Origin of the sequence: Rhodococcus sp. IEGM 1351, from assembly GCF_030056875.1 — a bacterium.
GTDB classification, from domain to species: domain Bacteria; phylum Actinomycetota; class Actinomycetes; order Mycobacteriales; family Mycobacteriaceae; genus Rhodococcus_F; species Rhodococcus_F opacus.
The window spans coordinates 107,634-125,847 of record NZ_JASHKU010000008.1; the positions used below are offsets into that span (position 1 = coordinate 107,634).

Sequence of the window (18,214 nt, forward strand, 5' to 3'; positions counted from 1 at the left end):
CCGGTGAAGCCGGACGTCCCGCACGAAGAAGCCCCCGCCGCAGGTGAGTGCGGCGGGGGCTGCACCCCTCGATGGAAGTCCCCCTCGAGCTGCTACTTCAGCTCGGCGGACGACTTTCCGAGCAGACGGCGAGCGACGATCAGCTGCTGGATCTGCTGCGTTCCCTCGAAGATGTCGAGGATCTTGGAATCGCGCGCCCACTTCTCGAGCAGCGGGCGCTCCGAGTAGCCCAAGGTGCCGGCGAGTTCGACGGCCTTGAGGGAGATGGCGGTTCCGGTGCGACCGGCCTTCGCTTTCGACATGGATGCTTCGAGAGAGTTCGGCTTCTTGTTGTCCGCCATCCACGTTGCGCGCAGCGCGAGCAGGTAGGCGGCTTCCCAGTCGGCCTCGAGCTGCAGGAACTCGGCGGCGGCCGCGTGCTGGTTGTACGCGGGAGTGTCGTAGGAGATCTCCACACCGGCGTCGGAGAGGATGCTGCGCAGTTCCTCGAGCGCGGCGCGGCCGAGGCCGACCGCCATGCCGGCGACGATCGGACGGGTGTTGTCGAACGTCTGCATGACGCCGGCGAAGCCCTTCTCGACGTTGACCTCCGGCGTGCCGAGCAGGTTGTCCCTGGGGATCCGGCAGTCCTGCAGCAGCAGGACCGCGGTGTCGGACGCCTTGATGCCCAGCTTGTGCTCGAGGCGGGCGACGCTCAGGCCCGGGGCGTCGCGCGGGACGACGAACGACTTGATCGCGGCGCGGCCCTTCGTCTTGTCGACGGTGGCCCACACGACGATGTGCGTGGAGCGCTCGCCGGCCGTGACGAAGATCTTCTCGCCGTTGAGCACGTACTCGTCGCCGTCGAGCACCGCGGTGGTGGTGACGGCGGCGGAGTCGGAACCGAAACCGGGTTCGGTGATGGCCATCGAGGCCCACACCTTGCCGAAACGCTCGAGCTGCTCGTCGGTGGCGACGGCGGCGATGGCCGAGTTGCCGAGGCCCTGGTACGGGATCGCCAGTGTGAGACCCACGTCGCCCCAGCAGGTTTCGATGACGTTCATCAGCGACGACATGTTGCCGCCGTTCACGTTCCCGATGACCTTCGGCTCGTCGCCCCGTCCGAGGGCGGCGCCCGCCGCGCCCTTACCGGAGTCGTTGAGTCCCTCCACCATGGCGGCCATGGTGTCGAGTTCCTTGGGGTAGGCGTGCTCGGCGAGATCGTACTTGCGGGAGATCGGCCGGAAGATTTCCGCGGCGACCTGGTGCGCCTGATTCGCGGAGGCTTTGAGCTTCTTGGGAAGTTCGAGGTTGATCATGACAGTTTCCTTAGTTCGAATCCGGCCGCTCAGATCAGGACGATGCCCTCGGCGACGCCGATGGCGCGCAGATCGCGGTACCAGCGCTCCACGGGATGTTCCTTGGTGTAACCGTGGCCACCGAGCAGCTGAACGCCGTCGAGGCCGATCTGCATGCCCTTCTCGGACGCCAGCTTTCGGGCGAGGGCCGACTCGCGGGCGAAGGAGAGCCCCTGCTCGGCGCGCGAGGCGCCGCGCAACGTCACCAGACGCAGGCCGTCGAGCTCGATGCCGATGTTCGCGACCATGAACGCGACCGCCTGACGGTTGCTGATCGGTTCGCCGAACGCGACCCGCTCGTTGACGTACGGGATCACGTAGTCGAGGACGGCCTGTCCGGTTCCGACCGCGAGCGACGCCCAGCCCAGGCGGGCCAGCCGGATGGCGTCGGCGTATTCGGCCTTCCGCACGTCGGCGTCGGCGTCGCCGAGCAGCCCCGACTCGGGCACGGCGACGTCGGTGAGGTTGAGCCGGCCGAGGCCCGCGGCGCGCAGACCCATGCTCGGGTCCGCCTCGACGACGAGTCCCTTCGTGTCGGCCTCGACGATGAAGAAGGAGGGCTTGCCGTCGAGTTCGGCTGCCACGATGAATAGCTCCGACGAGGCGGCGGCGGGAACGAGGCTCTTGACGCCGTTGAGTTTGTAACCGCTGGGCGAGCGAACCGCCTTGGTCTGCAACGCGAACGGATCGAACAGTGCGCGGGGCTCGTTGACGACCACGGCGGCGTTCGGAACCTGCTCGCCCGTGAACGAGGGCAGGTAGGTCTTCTGCTGGGAGTCGGTGCCCCACTGGGTGAGGGCGACGGCGACGCCGCTCGGCGCGAGGATCGGCAGGGCGAGTCCCATGTCGCCGTGGGCGAGAGCCTCGGCGACGAGGGAGTTGGTGACGGCCCCGCGCTCACTGGCGGCCCCGTCGAGTTCCTCGGGAACATTGATCAGGGTGATGCCGAGTTCGGCGGCGCGCTTCACGAGATCCGCAGGGGCAGCGGCGGCAGCGTCGGCGTCGTGGCCCGCGGGTCGCAGGATCTCGGCCGCGAACTCGCGCACGGTCTCGACGATCATCTGCTGCTCGTCGCTCGGGGTGAGGTCGAAGTAGCCGGCCTTGGCGGTCGGGTTGTCGGGGAGGCGTTTCGGCGCACCGCCGCCGGACACCTTCTGGAACCCGCGGGTCGCGGCGCCGAGCGTCTTGAAGCCGGTCTTCGTGCCTTCGTAGGTCACCCGGTCGATCGTCTGGCGAAGGTTGTACTTCTCGGCCAGATCGGAACCGGTGATCTTGGTCAGCACGCGCATCGCGGCACCCATGGCGTCGCGCTTGACCGGATTCAGTCCGACGGCGGACGTGTCGCGGGGCTTCCGCTTCGCGCTGTCGTTGGGGGCAACAGTGTCTTGCTTGCTCATGATCACCAGCTGTTTCTCGGTGTTCGGGCGTGGACACGAGCTATCTTACTCAGCAGTAAGGTGGGTGTCTACTATTGAGTAAGTTCGAGTGCCTGCGACCGTCCGCGGAAGCGTCCCGGCGCCTGTTCGGGGAGGAGGTGGCGGCGAGTCCGCTCACCTAGGGCGACACGATGATCGATATCCCCGGATTCGTCGGCTCCGTCACCGCCGGGTCGAGTCGAGGGGCGGCGCGAGCGAGGGCGAAATCGGCTCGGACCGAGCAGCGGTTCGCCGTAACCACAGGTGGGGTCCAGCGACCAGGCAGGATCCCGAACGTGCCCGCGCGTGCGGTGGGCGTGAAGTAGCGGCCCCGGAATCGTCGACGGTGGACGCGGCCAACCGCGGAATCGGGGAGTCTCGGGGCCGAGGAGGGCGGAGGCGGACTCCTCCGCCGGAGTCCTGTCAGAACCCGCTGTCTGTATTGACTCCGACGTCAGTTCGAATTGACTCCGACGTCAGTTCGAATTGACTCCGACGTCAGTTCGCGCGCAGACGGGACAGCGCCTCGTCGTGCAGCAGCGTGTTGGTGGCCAGTGCGCTGCCTCCGTGCGGGCCGTCGGCGCCGGCGAGGTTGGTGAAGCGGCCGCCGGCCTCGCGCACCAGGACGTCGAGGGGCGCGAGGTCCCACAGCGACACCTCGGGTTCGGCGGCGATGTCGACGGCGCCCTCGGCGAGCAGGCAGTAGGAGAAGAAGTCACCGAAGCCGCGGACCCGCCACACGTCGTCGGTGAGGGAGAGGAACTGTTCGCGGATGCCCAGTTCCTTCCATCCCGACAGGCTCGAGAACGTGAGGCTGGCCGATCCGAGTCGGTCGACGGCGGAGACGGCGAGGCGAGTGGGCTCCGACCTGTCGAACGTCGACCAGGCGCCCGCGCCCGAAGCGGCCCACCAGCGGCGCGCGAGTGCCGGGGCGCTCACCACGCCGACGGTGGGAACGCCGTCCTCGAGCAACGCGATCAGGGTGGCCCAGATCGGGACGCCGCGGACGAAGTTCTTGGTCCCGTCGATCGGGTCGACCACCCACTGGCGTCCCGTGAACTGAGCGTTGCCGCCGAACTCCTCGCCCAGGACGGCGTCGGCGGGCCGCTCGGCTTCCAGCGTCGCGCGCACTGCCCGTTCCACGGCCAGGTCGGCGTCGGTGACCGGTGTGAGGTCGGGCTTGTCGTCGACCGACAGGTCGAGCGCCCCGAATCGCGCCCTGGTGATCGCGTCCGCTTCGTCGGCGATTCGGAGGGCGAGCTGCAGGTCGGCGTGGAGGTCGGTCACGGTCGCACAGATTACTCGTAGTGCTTATTCGTACCGCGCCGGCGCGAACTCAGTCGATCTTCACTTCGGCGAGTTTTCCGGTGGCGACGTCGAAGACGAACCCGCGAAGGGACGTGGTCGCCGTGATGAACGGGCTGGACTGGATGCGGCGCAGCGACTGCCGGACGTCCTCGTCGAGGTCGGAGAACGCCTCGGCCGACCAGGCCGGCTTGATACCGACCTCGTCCTGGATGGACTTCTTGAAGTCGTCGTCCGTGAACGTGAGCATTCCGCAGTCCGTGTGGTGGATGAGGATGATCTCGGTGGTGCCGAGCAGTCGCTGGCTGATCGCGAGCGACCGGATCTCGTCGTCCGTCACGACACCGCCGGCATTGCGGATGACGTGCGACTCACCCTCCTGGATGCCGAGGGCCCGGTAGACGTCCAGACGCGCGTCCATGCAGGCGAGAACCGCGACGTGCTTGCTCGGGGGGAGGGGGAGTGGCCCGGTGAATCCGGCGGCGTACTCCTCGTTGTTCTTCAGGTACTGGTCGGTCACGGTCATCGTCGACTCCGTCCGGAATGGCGGCACAAACATGTGCGTACTCGTGCATGTAACAAGGAGCGTCCGGGGTGCGCAAGGGTTCGACTCGCCGTGATCGGAAGGGGTGACTTCGGCTGGGAAGCAGGGGTGAGAGGGCCCGCGCGCGCACCCGGTAACCTTGGGAACCGTGCATCCCGACGTATCCGCAGACCTCAGCGAGCTCGACACCACCCTCCGTACCGTCGAATCGGTGCTGGACGTGGAGGAGTTGCGCCGCCGCATCGACGAGCTCGAACACCAGGCCGCCGATCCGGAGCTGTGGAACGACCAGGAGCACGCCCAGCAGGTCACCAGCCAGCTCTCGCATTCGCAGGCCGAACTGCGGCGCGTCGAGGAACTGCGGTCGCGGCTCGACGACATGCCGGTGCTCTACGAACTCGCCGAGGACGAGGGCGCGGAGGCCATCGCGGACGCCGACGCCGAGCGGCACAGCCTGCGCGAGGACATCGCCGCGATGGAAGTCAAGACGATGCTCTCCGGCGAATACGACGAGCGTGACGCGCTGGTCAACATCCGCTCCGGCGCGGGTGGCGTCGACGCCGCCGACTGGGCCGAGATGCTGATGCGCATGTACGTCCGCTGGGCGGAGAAGCACGGCTACGGCGTCGAGGTCTATGACACGTCCTACGCGGAAGAGGCCGGCATCAAGAGCGCGACGTTCGCGGTCAAGGCGCCGTACAGCTACGGAACCCTGTCCGTCGAGATGGGCACGCACCGGCTGGTCCGGATCAGCCCGTTCGACAACCAGGGTCGCCGCCAGACGTCGTTCGCCGAGGTCGAGGTCCTGCCCGTGGTCGAGACCACCGACCACATCGACGTCAACGAGAACGACGTCCGCGTCGACGTGTACCGCTCCTCGGGCCCCGGTGGGCAGTCCGTCAACACCACCGACTCCGCGGTCCGGTTGACGCACATCCCGACCGGCATCGTCGTGACCTGTCAGAACGAGAAGTCGCAGCTGCAGAACAAGGTGTCGGCGATGCGCGTCCTGCAGGCCAAGCTGCTCGAGGTCAAGCGCAAGGAGGAGCGCGCCGAGATGGACGCGCTCAAGGGCGACGGCGGCAGTTCCTGGGGCAACCAGATGCGGTCGTACGTGCTGCACCCGTACCAGATGGTCAAGGATCTGCGCACCGAGTACGAGGTCAACAACCCGTCGGCGGTGCTCGACGGTGACATCGACGGATTCCTCGAATCGGGCATCCGCTGGCGGATGCGCGAGAATCAGGCGTCCTAATACCTATGGAAGCGACGGCGGCGATGTTCGCTCCCACCCAGAACCTGCTCGACTGGCTCTCGTCGACGGGGCTTGCGGTGTCGCTCACCGTCCTCGGGGCGATCCTGATGGCGCGATTCGTCAATTGGGGTGGCAGCAAGGTCACCGACCGGATCGACAGCAACTACATGCAGGGCGACGCTCTTGTGCGGTCCGAGGCGACCAAGCACCGGCACTCGGTGGCGCAGGTGATCACCTGGGTGATCATCACCATCATCTACGTCATCGCAACGATGAAGGTGCTGGATCAGCTGAGCCTGCCGATCGGCAGCCTGGTGGCCCCGGCCACCGTGCTCGGTGCGGCGCTCGGTTTCGGCGCGCAGCGCGTGGTGCAGGACATCCTCGCCGGCTTCTTCATCATCACCGAACGGCAGTACGGGTTCGGCGACACGGTGCAGCTCGCGGTGACAGGGTCGTCGGAAGACGCGGAGGGTGTGATCGAGGACGTCACGCTCCGAGTCACCCGGATGCGGAACTCGGACGGTGAGGTCATCACCGTTCCCAACGGCCAGATCGTGAAGGCGATCAACCTGTCCAAGGACTGGGCGCGTGCCGTGATCGACGTTCCCGTCCCGGCGACGTCGGACATCAACCGGGTCAACGAGGTGCTGCACCAGGTCGGTGTCGAGGCCTTCGCGGATCGCGGGCTGAAGAAACTACTGCTCGACGAACCGACGGTGATGGGAGTGGAGAGTCTGACGGTCGACGAGGTCAGCGTTCGCGTCGTGGCGCGAACCCTGCCGGGCAAGCAGTTCCAGGTGGGGCGCGCACTGCGCGTGCGCATCGCCACCGCGATGAGACGGCAGGGGATCACCGTCGAACCGGACCTCCAGACGGTCCGGGCAGCGGAGGGCGAGGGATGACCGACGAACCGCGGCGCGGACTGGACCGGATTCTGCACTCGTCGTTCCTTCCCGCGAAGATCTTCGGCGGACGGGTGCGGACGTCGACGCTGGTGCTGTGCATCCTCTGGGTGGTGCTGTACACGCTGTACACGTACCTGAACCCTGTCGAAGAGGTGGTCCAGGGACCCGTCGCGCCGGCTGTCGTGCCCACCCGGGAAGCGCCCCTTCAGGAGACGACGCTGCCGACATCGGAGATCGAGACGACGACCGAGTCGACGTCGGAGACGGTCACGACCACCGAGGCGACGCCCGAGCCGACCCCGCAGGAGACGGCGCCCACGGGGACCAGCCAGGTGACGTCGACCCCGACGTTGCCGTTCGGGATTCCCAACCCGTTTCCGCCTCCGCCCACGGGCACCCCGCCGACCACGTCTTCCGTCCCGACGACGTCGGCGACACCGCCGAGTGGGCGATGACGTCCGCGCGTTGCTCCATTTGGTCACTGTTCGATAACGTCTAGACTGGCTCCTCGTGATCAGCGTCGAGAATGTGTCGAAGTCGTACAAGACCTCCACGAGGCCCGCCCTGGACAAGGTGAGCGTCGAGGTGGACAAGGGCGAGTTCGTCTTCCTCATCGGCCCGTCGGGCTCGGGAAAGTCGACCTTCATGCGCCTGCTCCTCAAGGAGGAGTCGCCGACGTCGGGTGACATTCACATCGCGGACTTCCACGTCAACAAGCTTTCCGCCCGGCGCGTGCCGAAGCTGCGGCAGAGCATGGGCGTCGTCTTCCAGGACTTCCGGCTCCTGCAGAAGAAGACCGTGTCCGAGAACGTCGCGTTCGCGCTCGAGGTGATCGGGAAGCCGCGCGCGATGATCTCCCGGACCGTGCCCGAAGTGCTCGAAATGGTCGGGTTGTCCGGGAAGGCGGATCGTCTCCCCACCGAACTGTCGGGCGGTGAGCAGCAGCGTGTCGCCATCGCGCGGGCGTTCGTGAACCGGCCGCTGGTGCTGCTGTGCGACGAGCCCACCGGAAACCTGGACCCGGAGACGAGCCAGGACATCATGCTGCTGCTCGAACGGATCAACCGCACCGGAACGACGGTGGTGATGGCCACCCACGACCACCACATCGTCGACTCGATGCGCCGTCGGGTGGTGGAGCTGGACCTCGGCAGAGTGGTGCGCGACGAGGCTCGGGGTGTGTACGGCGTGGGGCGTTAGCCGCCCTCCCTGCACTCCAGCTTCAGTATTGTCCCCAAGTCTCCTACGAAGGACTCTGATTCCCCGATGCGTGCCAGTTTCATTTTCAGTGAGGTCCTGACCGGACTCCGTCGCAACGTCACCATGACCATCGCGATGATCCTCACCACCGCGATCTCGCTCGGCCTGTTTGGCAGCGGGTTGCTGGTGGTGCAGATGGCCGGCAAAACCCAGCAGATCTTCCTGGACCGCGTCGAGGTGCAGATCTTTCTCACCGACGACATCTCCACGTCGGACCCGGGGTGTGAGGGGGAGATCTGCAAGACGCTGCGCACCGAGCTGGAAGAGACGCCGTCGGTGGTGTCGGTGGAGTATCTCAACCGGGACGACGCCGTGAAGGACGCGACGGAGCGGGTGTTCAAGGATCAACCCGAGCTCGCCGCACTCGTCAGCCCCGACAGCTTCCCGGCCTCGTTCAAGGTCAAGCTCAGCGACCCCGAGCGGTTCGGCGTGATCAACGAGAAGTTCGGCACCCGCCCGGGAGTCGAGAGCGTCCTCAACCAGCGCGAGCTGGTGGAGCGGCTCTTCAGCGTCCTCAACGGCGTGCGCAACGCCGCGTTCGCGATCGCGATCGTGCAGGCCGTCGCGGCAATCCTGCTGATCGCGAACATGGTTCAGATCGCGGCGTTCACCCGGCGCACCGAGGTCGGCATCATGAGGCTGGTCGGCGCCACCCGCTGGTACACACAGTTGCCGTTCCTGCTCGAGGCGGTGGTCGCCGCGCTGGTGGGTGCCGTTCTTGCCATCGTGGGCCTGTTCACCGCGAAGAACATGTTCATCGACGACGTGCTCGCGGATGTCTACGAGGCCAACATCGTGGCCCGGATCTCCAACAGTGACGTGCTGTTCGTCTCACCGGTGCTGATCCTCGTGGGCGTCGGAATGGCGGCGGTCACCGCGTACGTGACCCTGCGCTTGTACGTCCGCGAATAATTCGGTTTGCCTCTTCTCCTATGCTGGAGGGTACGAACTGTTCACCTCGGACATCGCGGACTGAAAGGCCCGGAAAGTGAAGGAAAAGGGCCGCAAGGTCATTGCGACCAATCGCAAGGCGCGTCACAACTACACCATCCTCGACGTCTACGAGGCGGGGATCGCCCTCGTCGGTACCGAGGTGAAGAGTCTGCGCGAGGGCAAGGCGTCGCTGGTCGACGCGTTCGCCACCGTCGACGACGGTGAGGTCTGGTTGCGCTCACTGCACATTCCCGAATACACGCAGGGCACGTGGACCAACCACGCGCCGCGCCGTACCCGGAAGTTGCTGCTGCACAAGCGGGAGATCGAACACCTCGTCGGCAAGACGCGGGAGGGAAACCAGACTCTGGTTCCCCTGTCGATGTACTTCTCCGACGGCAAGGTCAAGGTGGAGCTCGCGCTCGCGAAGGGTAAGCAGGACTACGACAAGCGCCAGGATCTGGCCAGGCGGACCGCCGAGCGCGAGGTGACCCGCGAACTCGGCCGCCGAGTCAAGGGCATGCGCTGACGTCCGTCCTGCTCGCGCTCGTGGCCGCGATCGGTTACGGCGTGAGCGATTTCATCGGGGGAGTCGCGTCCCGCAGGGTCGCGGCGCTACGCGTCGTCATCGTGTCGTACCCGCTGTCGCTGCTGATCGTGCTCGTGATCGCCCCGTTCGCCGGGGGCACACTCACCTCGTCGTCCCTCGTCTGGGGCGCCGTGGCGGGAGTGGCCGGTGGTGTAGCGGTCTGGTGGTTCTACCTCGCGCTGGCCTCGGGACCGATGTCGGTGGTGTCGCCGCTGACGGCCGTGCTGGTCGCGGGCATTCCGGTACTGATCGGGCTCGCGTTCGGTGAGCGACCCGGGCCCATCGCGTACATCGGGATCGCCGTGGCCCTCGTCGCCGTCGTCCTCGTCAGCAGGGAATCTCCCGACGAGACCGCGGGAGAGGTCGCCGGGGGCAGGGTGCTGCGCTTCACCCGCACCGTGGCGCTGCTCACCGTCGGATCCGGCGTCGCGTTCGCGCTCTCCTTCGTCTCGCTGCATCAGATCGGTGACGACGGCGGGATGTGGGCGCTCGCCGTGTCCCGTGCCGCGGCGACCGCGGTGGTGTGGCTCGTCGCATTGTCCGCCGGCCACTTCGTGCTGCCGCACGGCGAACCCCTCAAGCTCGCCGTGTACGTGAGTTTCCTCGACGTCCTGGCCAATGCGGCCATGATGTACGCGTTCCAGGGCGGTCTGCTGTCGCTCGTCAGCGTGATCGGATCGCTGTACCCCGCCGCCACCGTTCTGCTGGCGATGGTGATGCTCGGTGAACGGGTGAGCAGAATGCAGCAGGCGGGGATGCTCCTCGCCCTCGCGGCCGTCGGAATGATCGCCGTGGCCAGCTGAAATACGGCCGCCGACACTCGGGAGGAAAACCGGGATGAATCCGGACCGGGTTCGCGTTACACTAGGTGGCCCCGCGAGACTCGTGGGGCACGTACGGGGCTGAACGGTTTCGACTGCGTACGTTGAGGTAGGGGAAGCGTGTCGGTGCAGGCAAGAGACCACCGTAAGCGTCGCTGCAAACATATAAGCGCCGATTCCAATCAGCGCGACTACGCACTCGCTGCCTAAGTAGCGACTGCGTGTCTGTCAGTCCGGGTTCGCCCTCGGCCCGGGTACTGGCATCAGCTAGAGGGCTTTACCGTTCGACTCGGTCGCGGAGTCGAATGGGACAACCAACAGCGACTGGGATCGTCATCCTGGCTTGTTTGCGAGACTGGGAGATCCAAGTAGAGACATAGCAAACTGCACACGGAGAAGCCCTAGCTTTGCTGCGGAGGACCCGGGTTCAATTCCCGGCAGCTCCACCGAGTCCGGGCCGGACACCACCAGGTGTCCGGCCCGGATTTTTTTGTGCCCTGCGAGTTCGAACGGCCCCGCCCCTCAGCCGTGACACGATGTGTGCCGTGTCCCTGACGAAACCGGTGGCCGTGGTCGCCCTGGGCGGTGCGCTCGGTGCGTCCGCGAGATTCCTGCTGGCCGCCCTGTGGCCGGGCATCTGGACCGTCCTTCTGATCAACGTGGTCGGGTCGCTCTTGCTCGGTTACCTCGCCGAGACGGTCGGGCCGGACCGGTTGTGGCGACTGTTCCTCGGAGTCGGCGTCCTCGGCGGCTTCACCACGTTCTCGACGTTCGCGGTCGACGCGGTGCGGGAGGACGCCGTCACAGGGACGCTCTACGTAGTGGCCACTCTGATACCGGCCCTGCTCGCGGCGCGGCTGGGGATGCTCGTCGGTCACCGGCACCGGCTGGCGCGACAGGCGGCGGCATGACCGTCCTCCTCGTAGCCCTCGGCGGCGCGCTCGGTGCGACGACGCGGTACCTCACCGGCCGGTACGTCGACTCGTACCGCAGCTTTCCGGTGGCCACCTTCCTGGTGAACGTCGCCGGGTGCCTGATCCTCGGACTGTTGTCGGGGGCGTCGATGTCCGTGCAGACGTTCGCCTTGCTGGGCACGGGTTTCTGCGGCGGACTGACCACGTACTCGACGTTCGCGGTGGAATCGGTGGGATTGCTGCGGATCCGGCGGGCGCTCCCGTCCGTCGTCTACGTGGTCGCGAGTGTGGCGGCCGGACTGGCCGCCGCCTGGCTGGGATTCCGATTGACGTCTTGAGGGCAGACTCCGGTGCGAGGGTGCAGGATGGGTGGGTAGTCGAGTTCGATCCCGATGAGTTTCCAGGAGGTCTCGTGGCGCACGACAGAGCGGGTCAGGTGGCACTGCCGGAGGATCTGGTAGACATCGCGCACCTGGTTACCGCGTACTACAGCGGCGTGCCCGACCCCGAGAATCCCTTGCAGCAGGTGGTGTTCGGGACATCCGGGCACCGCGGGTCGAGCCTGGACAACGCATTCAACGAGGCACACATCCTGGCCACTACCCAGGCCATCGTCGAGTACCGGGCGTCCCAGGGCATCGACGGGCCGCTGTTCGTCGGACGCGACACCCATGCCCTGTCGGAGCCGGCGTGGACGTCGGCTCTCGAAGTGCTGGCCGCGAACGACGTGACTGTGCTGATCGATTCGCGGAACCGGTACACCCCGACCCCCGCGGTCAGTCACGCGATTCTCCGCTACAACCGCAGCGGCCCGGAGTCGCAGGCCGATGGCATCGTCGTGACGCCGTCCCACAACCCACCCCGCGACGGCGGCTTCAAGTACAACCCGCCGCACGGAGGCCCCGCCGGCTCGGAGGCGACGACGATCATCGCCGATCGTGCCAACGAGTTACTCCGCCGGGACCTCTCGGGGGTGCGGAGAACTTCCGCGGAGCGGGCGATCCAGCGGGCCGAGCGGTACGACTTCCTCCGCTTCTACATCGACGACCTGCCGAGCGTCCTCGATCTCGACGCCATCCGGACGGCCGGAGTGCGGATCGGCGCCGACCCGCTGGGCGGAGCGAGCGTCGACTACTGGGGTGCGATCGCCGACACCCATCGACTCGATCTCGAGGTCGTCAACCCGCTCGTCGATGCCACGTGGCGGTTCATGACGCTCGACACCGACGGCAAGATCCGCATGGACTGCTCGTCGCCGGACGCCATGGCGTCGCTGATCGGAGCCCGGGACCGGTTCGACATCTCCACCGGAAACGACGCCGACGCGGACCGGCACGGGATCGTCACTCCCGATGGGGGACTGATGAATCCCAATCACTACCTCGCGGTTGCCATCGACTACCTGTTCTCGCACCGCAGGGGGTGGGGTTCGACAGTGAAGGTGGGCAAGACACTCGTCAGTTCGTCGATGATCGACCGGGTGGTCGGGAGCCTCGGCCGCGAACTGCTGGAGGTGCCGGTGGGTTTCAAGTGGTTCGTCCCCGGACTTCTCGAGGGCTCGCTCGGCTTCGGTGGCGAGGAGAGTGCGGGTGCGTCGTTCCTGCGCCACGACGGCGGGGTGTGGACCACCGACAAGGACGGGATCATCCTGGCCCTGCTCGCCTCGGAGATGACGGCGGTGACCGGCAAGACACCGTCGGTCCGGTACGGGGAACTGGCAGAGCAGCTCGGCAGCCCCGCCTACGCGCGTATCGATGCCCCCGCCACCCGCGAGCAGAAGGCGGTACTGGCGAAGCTGTCGCCCGAGCAGGTGTCGGCCACCGAACTGGCGGGGGAGCCGATCACCGCGACACTGACGAGTGCCCCGGGTAACGGGGCGGCCCTCGGCGGGCTGAAGGTCACCACCGAGTCGGCGTGGTTCGCGGCGCGGCCGTCGGGCACCGAGGACGTCTACAAGATCTACGCCGAATCGTTCAAGGGCCCGGACCATCTCGCGCAGGTGCAGGCGGCGGCCAAGGAACTGGTGGCCGACGTCCTGAAGTAGGTGTTCGGCCGGGGGTAGGTGCCGCCGCCGCTGCGGGGGCACCTACCATCGGATTCAACTATGAACACTCGCGCAGCCGGGCTGCCCGCCGGGCGCAGCCCGCGGCTCCCTTCGGAAATCTGGGTGCTGGTCTCGGCCAGCTTCGTCATCGCACTCGGATTCGGGATCGTCGCACCCGCCCTCCCACAGTTCGCCCGCAGTTTCGACGTGAGCGTGACGGCGGCGACGGTGGTGATCTCGTCGTTCGCGTTCATGCGCCTGGTCTTCGCCCCGGTCAGCGGCCGGCTCGTGCAGAAACTGGGGGAGCGGCCGGTCTACATCACCGGACTCCTGATCGTCGCCGCCTCGACCGCCGCCTGCGCGGTCGCGGGGGACTACTGGCAGTTGCTCGTCTTCCGCGCGCTCGGGGGCATCGGCTCGACGATGTTCACGGTGTCGGCGATGGGCCTGGTGATCCGCATCGCACCGGTGGACAGCCGCGGTCGAGTATCCGGGCTCTACGCGACGAGCTTCTTGATGGGGTCGATCTCCGGACCCCTCGTCGGCGGGCTGCTCGTCGGATTCGGACTGCGGGTTCCGTTCGTCATCTACGCGATCGCCCTCGTCATCGCGGCCGCGGTCGTCTTCGTGAGTCTGCGCGGTTCGCACCTGACGGCGCCCGACGCCACCGCCGCCGGAGCCGCCATGACGCTCCGGGAGGCTCTCGGGCAGCCCGTCTACCGCGCCGCGCTCGGCTCCAATTTCGCGTTCGGCGGGGTGATCTTCGGCGTGCGGGTCGCGATGGTCCCGCTGTTCGTCGTCGAGGCGCTGCACCGCGACGCCGCCCTCGCCGGCATCGCCCTCACCGTCTTCGCCGTCGGCAATGCACTCGTCCTCATCGTGTCCGGGCGGTTGTCCGACGTCTACGGCCGGAAGCTGTTCGTCCTGCTCGGACTGCTGGTGTGTGGCGCCAGCACCGTCGGGATGGGACTCAGCGAGAACCTGCTGGTATTCCTGGTGCTGTCCGGCATCGCGGGCATCGGATCCGGAGTGATGAGTCCCGCGCAGCAAGCCGCGGTCGCCGACGTCGTGGGCGCGAAGTCCCGGGGTGGTCCCGTGCTGGCGACCTTCCAGATGGTCGCCGACGTCGGCGGAGTCCTCGGCCCGGTCGGAGCGGGTCTGCTCGCCCAGCACCTGTCCTACGCGGTCGCATTCGGCGTCACCGGCGGGGTCATGCTTCTCGCCGCAGTGGGCTGGCTGCTCGTGCCGAACAAGCCGGCGCCCAAGGTGTCGGTCGAGGCGGTCTGACCGACGCCTTCGGTACGCTCGTTCGAGTGTGGATCAAGGTCGTCTCCCTTCTCGCCCGGCTGTCTCTCGCTGCCGTCTGGCTGGTCTCCGGCGCACTCAAAGTCGCCGACCCCGCCCAGACGATCATCGCGGTCCGCGCCTACCAACTGCTTCCCGAGGACCTCGTCCGGCCCGTCGCCAACACGTTGCCGTTCCTCGAGATCGCGCTCGGGCTGCTCCTGCTGATCGGGCTCGCCGTCCGCGCCACGGCCGCGGTGTCCGCCGCGCTCCTGCTCGTGCTCATCGCCGTGATCGTCTCGGTGTGGGCCCGCGGGCTGTCCATCGACTGCGGATGCTTCGGCGGCGGTGGTGCGGCCGACGTGAACGGCTGGGACTACACCAAGGAGATCCTCCGGGATGTGGGCTTCCTCGCACTGGCCGTGTGGCTGATCGTGTTCCCCCGTTCCCTGTTCGCGCTGGGGCTCGGCTCCAGCGCCACATTCTCAGTGACCCCTCAGCAGGCGGTGGCAGAGTAAGCATTCGGTAAATCGATCCGACGTCGAAGGACTGCATCCACGTGAGCTCGAAGAACAAGTACAACCCGCAGCCGGAATCCAGCCGGTCCACCTACATTCTCGGTGGGCTCGCGGTACTGGTCATCGCCGTACTGGTCATCGGTGGTGTGATCTGGCAGAGCAACCGCAGCAAGCCGCGCAACGACGGTTACGGCGGGGTCCAGAACTCCGAGGTCCAGGTGGCGCTGCAGGACGACGGTGTCGTACTTCTCGGCCGCCCCGACGCGGCCACCACGGTCGACCTGTTCGAAGATCCCATGTGCCCGTACTGCGCCGAGCTCGAGAACAAGAACGGCCAGGAACTCGCGCAGGCCATCGACGACGGCAAGGTGGCCGTCCGGTATCACGTCCTGAACTTCCTCGACCAGCTCTCGGCCAGCGGTGACTACTCCACCCGCGCCGTCGCGGCATCCGAGTGCGTCGCAGAAACCGGTGACGCCGTGGCGTATTCGGCGTTCCACGCGGCGCTGTTCTCCCCGTCGAACCAGCCGAAGGAGAACGGCAGCTCCGATCACACCAACGAGGAGCTCGCGCAGATCGCCGGCGACGCCGGAGCGTCCGACGAGGCCGTCCAGTGCATCACCACCGGCGCGAAGGTCGAGCAGGCCCGTGCGCACGCCGAGGCGGGCCGTCAGGCCCTCGCCGCGAGCGGCGCTACCGGCACCCCTGCCGTGGTCAAGGACGGCACCGTGATCGATGCACTCTCCAACGAGAACTGGGTGTCGCAGCTGTAGGCGGCTCCGCCACCCGTGCGCCTTTTTGGTAGCTGGAACAACCAGAAAGGCGCACGGGCGCGAAGCGCCTCTGACCAGGCGATTTGTTGGCCCGGTCGGCAATGGTGTAACTTTCTTCGAGCACGGAGGAAGTCATTCCGAGTGCGGAGAACAACCGAATACGGGGCTATGGCGCAGCTGGTAGCGCACCACACTGGCAGTGTGGGGGTCAGGGGTTCGAGTCCCCTTAGCTCCACGTTCGAGAGAAGCCTCTCATCCGCAGACAATGCGGGTGAGAGGCTTTCCTCATTCCTCCCCTTGTCCCGGTGGGACACTGGCGTCATGACATTCACTGTGACGCATCGATCATTCGACCAATTGGCGGAGTTCGCCGTCACCGACTTCGGCGACGACGACAGCTACAGCATCCACGAGTCCGGGGCGCTCGTCATCGTCCGTGCCGCCCGGGAGCTGATCTACGCCCCCGGGAGCTGGTTCCTGGTGGAGCGGGAGGACGGGCAGGAGGACGGTTCGCCCGGTAACTACATTTGACCGACCAGCGCAGCGACGGTACTCGAGGTCGAACTCGTACATATGTTCGATAACCGGGTAGATTCGACGTGTGGCCGCCAGAACCGAAACCGCGCCGGGGCGCTGTCCGAACGGGCACACGCTGGCCGCCAACACGTGCCTGGTGGGGTGGGAGGTGTGTGGGTGCGCGACGTCGAACAACGGTGGGCACCGCACCCATTTCTGTCGGCGGTGCGGCGCGACCGTCCGGACTCCGCCGTGCAGTGGCGCGGCGTCCGGCGACGGTCGGTGAGCGCGCGGCTATCGGATCGGTTGCCTCGCGGCCGTGGGGTTGCCCCAGATCGTGTCGGATTCGTCCTGGAGCACGAGGGCGACCAACCTCTCGGTGCCTGCCGTGAACGTGGACGCCGCGACGCGCACCCAGATCCAGTGGCCTTCCCGGTGGCGGATTCGCAGATGTGCTGTCGCGCTGGTGCTTTCCGTGCCCAGGACCCGGGCGAGCATGGTTCCCCACAGTTCGGCGTCGTCGGGGTGGAACAGCTGCTCGTGCTCGAGGTCTGCGAATTCTTCGGTGTCGTAGCCGATCAGGGCCGCACAGGCGGGGTTGCTGAACACGAGGTTTCGTTCCTGGTCGTGAACGCTGATCGCGTGGGGGATGGACTCCATCAGTGCAGCGAATCCGTCGCTATCCAGTTGTCTCACTGTCCCCCCTCGGGCATCTTCGATGGCGCCCACATAGTACGCCGCGCCTCGGATCTTCGGGCGGTGTCGCAGTTAACGACGAGCAACGTCCGGTAGTGGACCTGATGCTTGGGGATAGGGTGACGGGATGCGGTTCGTCACCATCGTCCAGGCCTCCGCGTTCGTCCCCGTGTGGCTGCGGGTTCTCCTGCTGATGGCGGCAGGCGCGAAAGTGTGGGGGGCCGGCATCTGTTCCGGCTGCCACTTCGGCGGCAAGGACGTCACGATGGGGCTGGGGACGTTCGTCAACCGCGGAGTGCTGTTCGACGGCACCGCGCCCATCACGCTCGGCAGGCAGGTCGCTGTTGGGCACCGGGCCCAATTCATCACGAGCACGCACGAGATCGGTCCGAGCTCCGGCCGGGGCGGGCGGGTGGTCGACCGCCCGATCGTGGTCGGCGACGGATGCTGGATCGGCGCAGGCGCGATCATCCTCCCCGGAGTGACGGTGGGGGACGGATGTGTCATCGGGGCGGGCACGGTGGTCACCCGCGACTGCGAGCCGAACGGGCTCTACGCGGGGTCGCCCGCGCGTCGTGTCCGCGACCTCGACCCGTCGCCGTCCGTCCGCTGAGCGCCGGCCTGGCGTTCGACGGCGACCGCTCGGTTCGCACCGTCGAGAAACCGTGAAATGGTGGCTCTTTCGACAGCGTCGAAGTCGCGGAGGACGGAGGCTGTCCGGTCGATGAGCGGTCCGAAGAACGTCTGGCCGAGATCGACGGCGCGGGGTGTGACGGCGAGCAGCGACCTACGACGGTCGTCGGCGTCCCGGTCGCGCCGGATCAGGCCGGATTTTTCCATACGGTCGAGGAGGGCGGTGACCGAGGCGGAGTTGATGCCGAGCTGACCTCCGAGCCATCCGGGTGTGGCGGCGAGGCCCGCCCGGTTGGCGTCGAGGATGCAGATCAGGGCGCGCAGATCGGTGGTGTGCAGTCCGTGCAGTTGCGCGAATTCGGCACCGAGCAGGTTCAGCTCGACTGCGAGTGCGCGCAGCCGGTGTACGGTCTGTGCGCCGTCGTCCGGGTTCACGCCCTGCAATCTACTGCGACTTTTCGTTCGATTGTCT

At 67.0% G+C, this 18,214-nt stretch carries 21 protein-coding genes, 1 tRNA gene and 1 other RNA gene; 17 read left to right on the top strand and 6 right to left on the bottom strand.

From position 1 onward, the window contains the following. Positions 1-92: 92 nt before the first annotated feature. The 4 genes from QM806_RS15955 to QM806_RS15970 all read right to left on the bottom strand — a co-directional run bounded on the left by QM806_RS15955 (position 93) and on the right by QM806_RS15970 (position 4,583). The gene (locus QM806_RS15955; protein WP_005572206.1) at positions 93-1,298 is read right to left on the bottom strand and encodes an acyl-CoA dehydrogenase family protein; all 1,206 of its coding nucleotides are present in this window, start codon (positions 1,296-1,298) and stop codon (positions 93-95) included. A gap of 29 nt (positions 1,299-1,327) precedes the next feature. Beyond that, a complete protein-coding gene (locus tag QM806_RS15960) occupies positions 1,328-2,740 on the bottom strand; it encodes an acyl-CoA dehydrogenase family protein (RefSeq protein WP_037245266.1) in 1,413 nt (470 codons plus the stop codon). A 510-nt stretch (positions 2,741-3,250) separates the two neighbouring features. Continuing rightward, a complete protein-coding gene (gene hisN / locus QM806_RS15965; protein ID WP_005572208.1) occupies positions 3,251-4,039 on the bottom strand; it encodes a histidinol-phosphatase in 789 nt (262 codons plus the stop codon). Positions 4,040-4,088: 49 nt separating this feature from the next. Beyond that, positions 4,089-4,583 (bottom strand): beta-class carbonic anhydrase, encoded by a 495-nt coding sequence (locus tag QM806_RS15970; protein ID WP_005572210.1) that lies wholly within the window; start codon positions 4,581-4,583, stop codon positions 4,089-4,091. Between the two features lie 166 nt (positions 4,584-4,749). Between QM806_RS15970 and prfB the strand changes: the two genes are divergently transcribed. The 16 genes from prfB (at position 4,750) to QM806_RS16050 (ending at position 16,428) form a co-directional block, all read left to right on the top strand. After that, positions 4,750-5,856: a peptide chain release factor 2 gene (prfB, locus tag QM806_RS15975; protein WP_005572212.1), complete on the top strand. Its 1,107-nt coding sequence runs from the start codon at positions 4,750-4,752 to the stop codon at positions 5,854-5,856. Between the two features lie 5 nt (positions 5,857-5,861). Further along, positions 5,862-6,758: a mechanosensitive ion channel family protein gene (locus QM806_RS15980; RefSeq protein WP_005240218.1), complete on the top strand. Its 897-nt coding sequence runs from the start codon at positions 5,862-5,864 to the stop codon at positions 6,756-6,758. Further along, a complete protein-coding gene (locus QM806_RS15985) occupies positions 6,755-7,216 on the top strand; it encodes an Rv3103c transmembrane domain-containing protein (protein ID WP_005572214.1) in 462 nt (153 codons plus the stop codon). Before QM806_RS15980 ends, QM806_RS15985 begins: the two co-directional genes overlap by 4 nt. 55 nt (positions 7,217-7,271) lie before the next feature. Beyond that, positions 7,272-7,961 (top strand): cell division ATP-binding protein FtsE, encoded by a 690-nt coding sequence (gene ftsE / locus QM806_RS15990; protein WP_005240222.1) that lies wholly within the window; start codon positions 7,272-7,274, stop codon positions 7,959-7,961. A 66-nt stretch (positions 7,962-8,027) separates the two neighbouring features. After that, positions 8,028-8,933, top strand: a complete 906-nt coding sequence (ftsX, locus tag QM806_RS15995) for a permease-like cell division protein FtsX (protein WP_005240225.1) — start codon at positions 8,028-8,030, stop codon at positions 8,931-8,933. 76 nt (positions 8,934-9,009) lie between these two features. Beyond that, positions 9,010-9,483: an SsrA-binding protein SmpB gene (gene smpB, locus QM806_RS16000; protein ID WP_005240226.1), complete on the top strand. Its 474-nt coding sequence runs from the start codon at positions 9,010-9,012 to the stop codon at positions 9,481-9,483. After that, positions 9,480-10,346: an EamA family transporter gene (locus QM806_RS16005; RefSeq protein ID WP_487247565.1), complete on the top strand. Its 867-nt coding sequence runs from the start codon at positions 9,480-9,482 to the stop codon at positions 10,344-10,346. The genes smpB and QM806_RS16005 overlap by 4 nt, the downstream gene beginning before the upstream one ends. A gap of 95 nt (positions 10,347-10,441) precedes the next feature. Then, positions 10,442-10,813: a transfer-messenger RNA gene (gene ssrA / locus QM806_RS16010) on the top strand. 87 nt (positions 10,814-10,900) lie between these two features. After that, on the top strand, positions 10,901-11,275 hold the full coding sequence (locus tag QM806_RS16015; RefSeq protein ID WP_043793026.1) for a fluoride efflux transporter FluC: 375 nt from the start codon (positions 10,901-10,903) through the stop codon (positions 11,273-11,275). Beyond that, positions 11,272-11,616 (top strand): fluoride efflux transporter CrcB, encoded by a 345-nt coding sequence (gene crcB / locus QM806_RS16020; protein ID WP_005240232.1) that lies wholly within the window; start codon positions 11,272-11,274, stop codon positions 11,614-11,616. Before QM806_RS16015 ends, crcB begins: the two co-directional genes overlap by 4 nt. A gap of 74 nt (positions 11,617-11,690) precedes the next feature. Further along, entirely contained in the window at positions 11,691-13,322 is a 1,632-nt protein-coding gene (gene pgm, locus QM806_RS16025; RefSeq protein ID WP_283292015.1) for a phosphoglucomutase (alpha-D-glucose-1,6-bisphosphate-dependent), read from the top strand. Between the two features lie 60 nt (positions 13,323-13,382). Next, on the top strand, positions 13,383-14,609 hold the full coding sequence (locus QM806_RS16030) for an MFS transporter (protein ID WP_005259609.1): 1,227 nt from the start codon (positions 13,383-13,385) through the stop codon (positions 14,607-14,609). A 26-nt stretch (positions 14,610-14,635) separates the two neighbouring features. Continuing rightward, on the top strand, positions 14,636-15,124 hold the full coding sequence (locus QM806_RS16035; protein WP_005259608.1) for a MauE/DoxX family redox-associated membrane protein: 489 nt from the start codon (positions 14,636-14,638) through the stop codon (positions 15,122-15,124). A gap of 41 nt (positions 15,125-15,165) precedes the next feature. Then, entirely contained in the window at positions 15,166-15,897 is a 732-nt protein-coding gene (locus QM806_RS16040; protein WP_005240246.1) for a DsbA family protein, read from the top strand. Positions 15,898-16,059: 162 nt separating this feature from the next. Continuing rightward, positions 16,060-16,132, top strand: a tRNA-Ala gene (locus QM806_RS16045). Between the two features lie 86 nt (positions 16,133-16,218). Next, positions 16,219-16,428 carry a hypothetical protein gene (locus QM806_RS16050; protein WP_283292016.1) on the top strand — a complete coding sequence of 70 codons (210 nt, stop codon included), beginning with the start codon at positions 16,219-16,221 and terminating at the stop codon, positions 16,426-16,428. Positions 16,429-16,707: 279 nt separating this feature from the next. On the opposite strand, the gene QM806_RS16055 is transcribed toward QM806_RS16050, so the two are convergent. Then, positions 16,708-17,109: a PAS domain S-box protein gene (locus tag QM806_RS16055; RefSeq protein ID WP_283292017.1), complete on the bottom strand. Its 402-nt coding sequence runs from the start codon at positions 17,107-17,109 to the stop codon at positions 16,708-16,710. Between the two features lie 127 nt (positions 17,110-17,236). On the opposite strand from QM806_RS16055, the gene QM806_RS16060 reads away from it, so the two are divergent. Beyond that, positions 17,237-17,722, top strand: a complete 486-nt coding sequence (locus tag QM806_RS16060) for an acyltransferase (RefSeq protein ID WP_005572221.1) — start codon at positions 17,237-17,239, stop codon at positions 17,720-17,722. Here the strand turns inward: QM806_RS16060 and QM806_RS16065 are convergent. Beyond that, positions 17,662-18,186 carry a MarR family winged helix-turn-helix transcriptional regulator gene (locus QM806_RS16065; RefSeq protein WP_005572223.1) on the bottom strand — a complete coding sequence of 175 codons (525 nt, stop codon included), beginning with the start codon at positions 18,184-18,186 and terminating at the stop codon, positions 17,662-17,664. The genes QM806_RS16060 and QM806_RS16065 overlap by 61 nt on opposite strands. Positions 18,187-18,214: the final 28 nt, after the last annotated feature.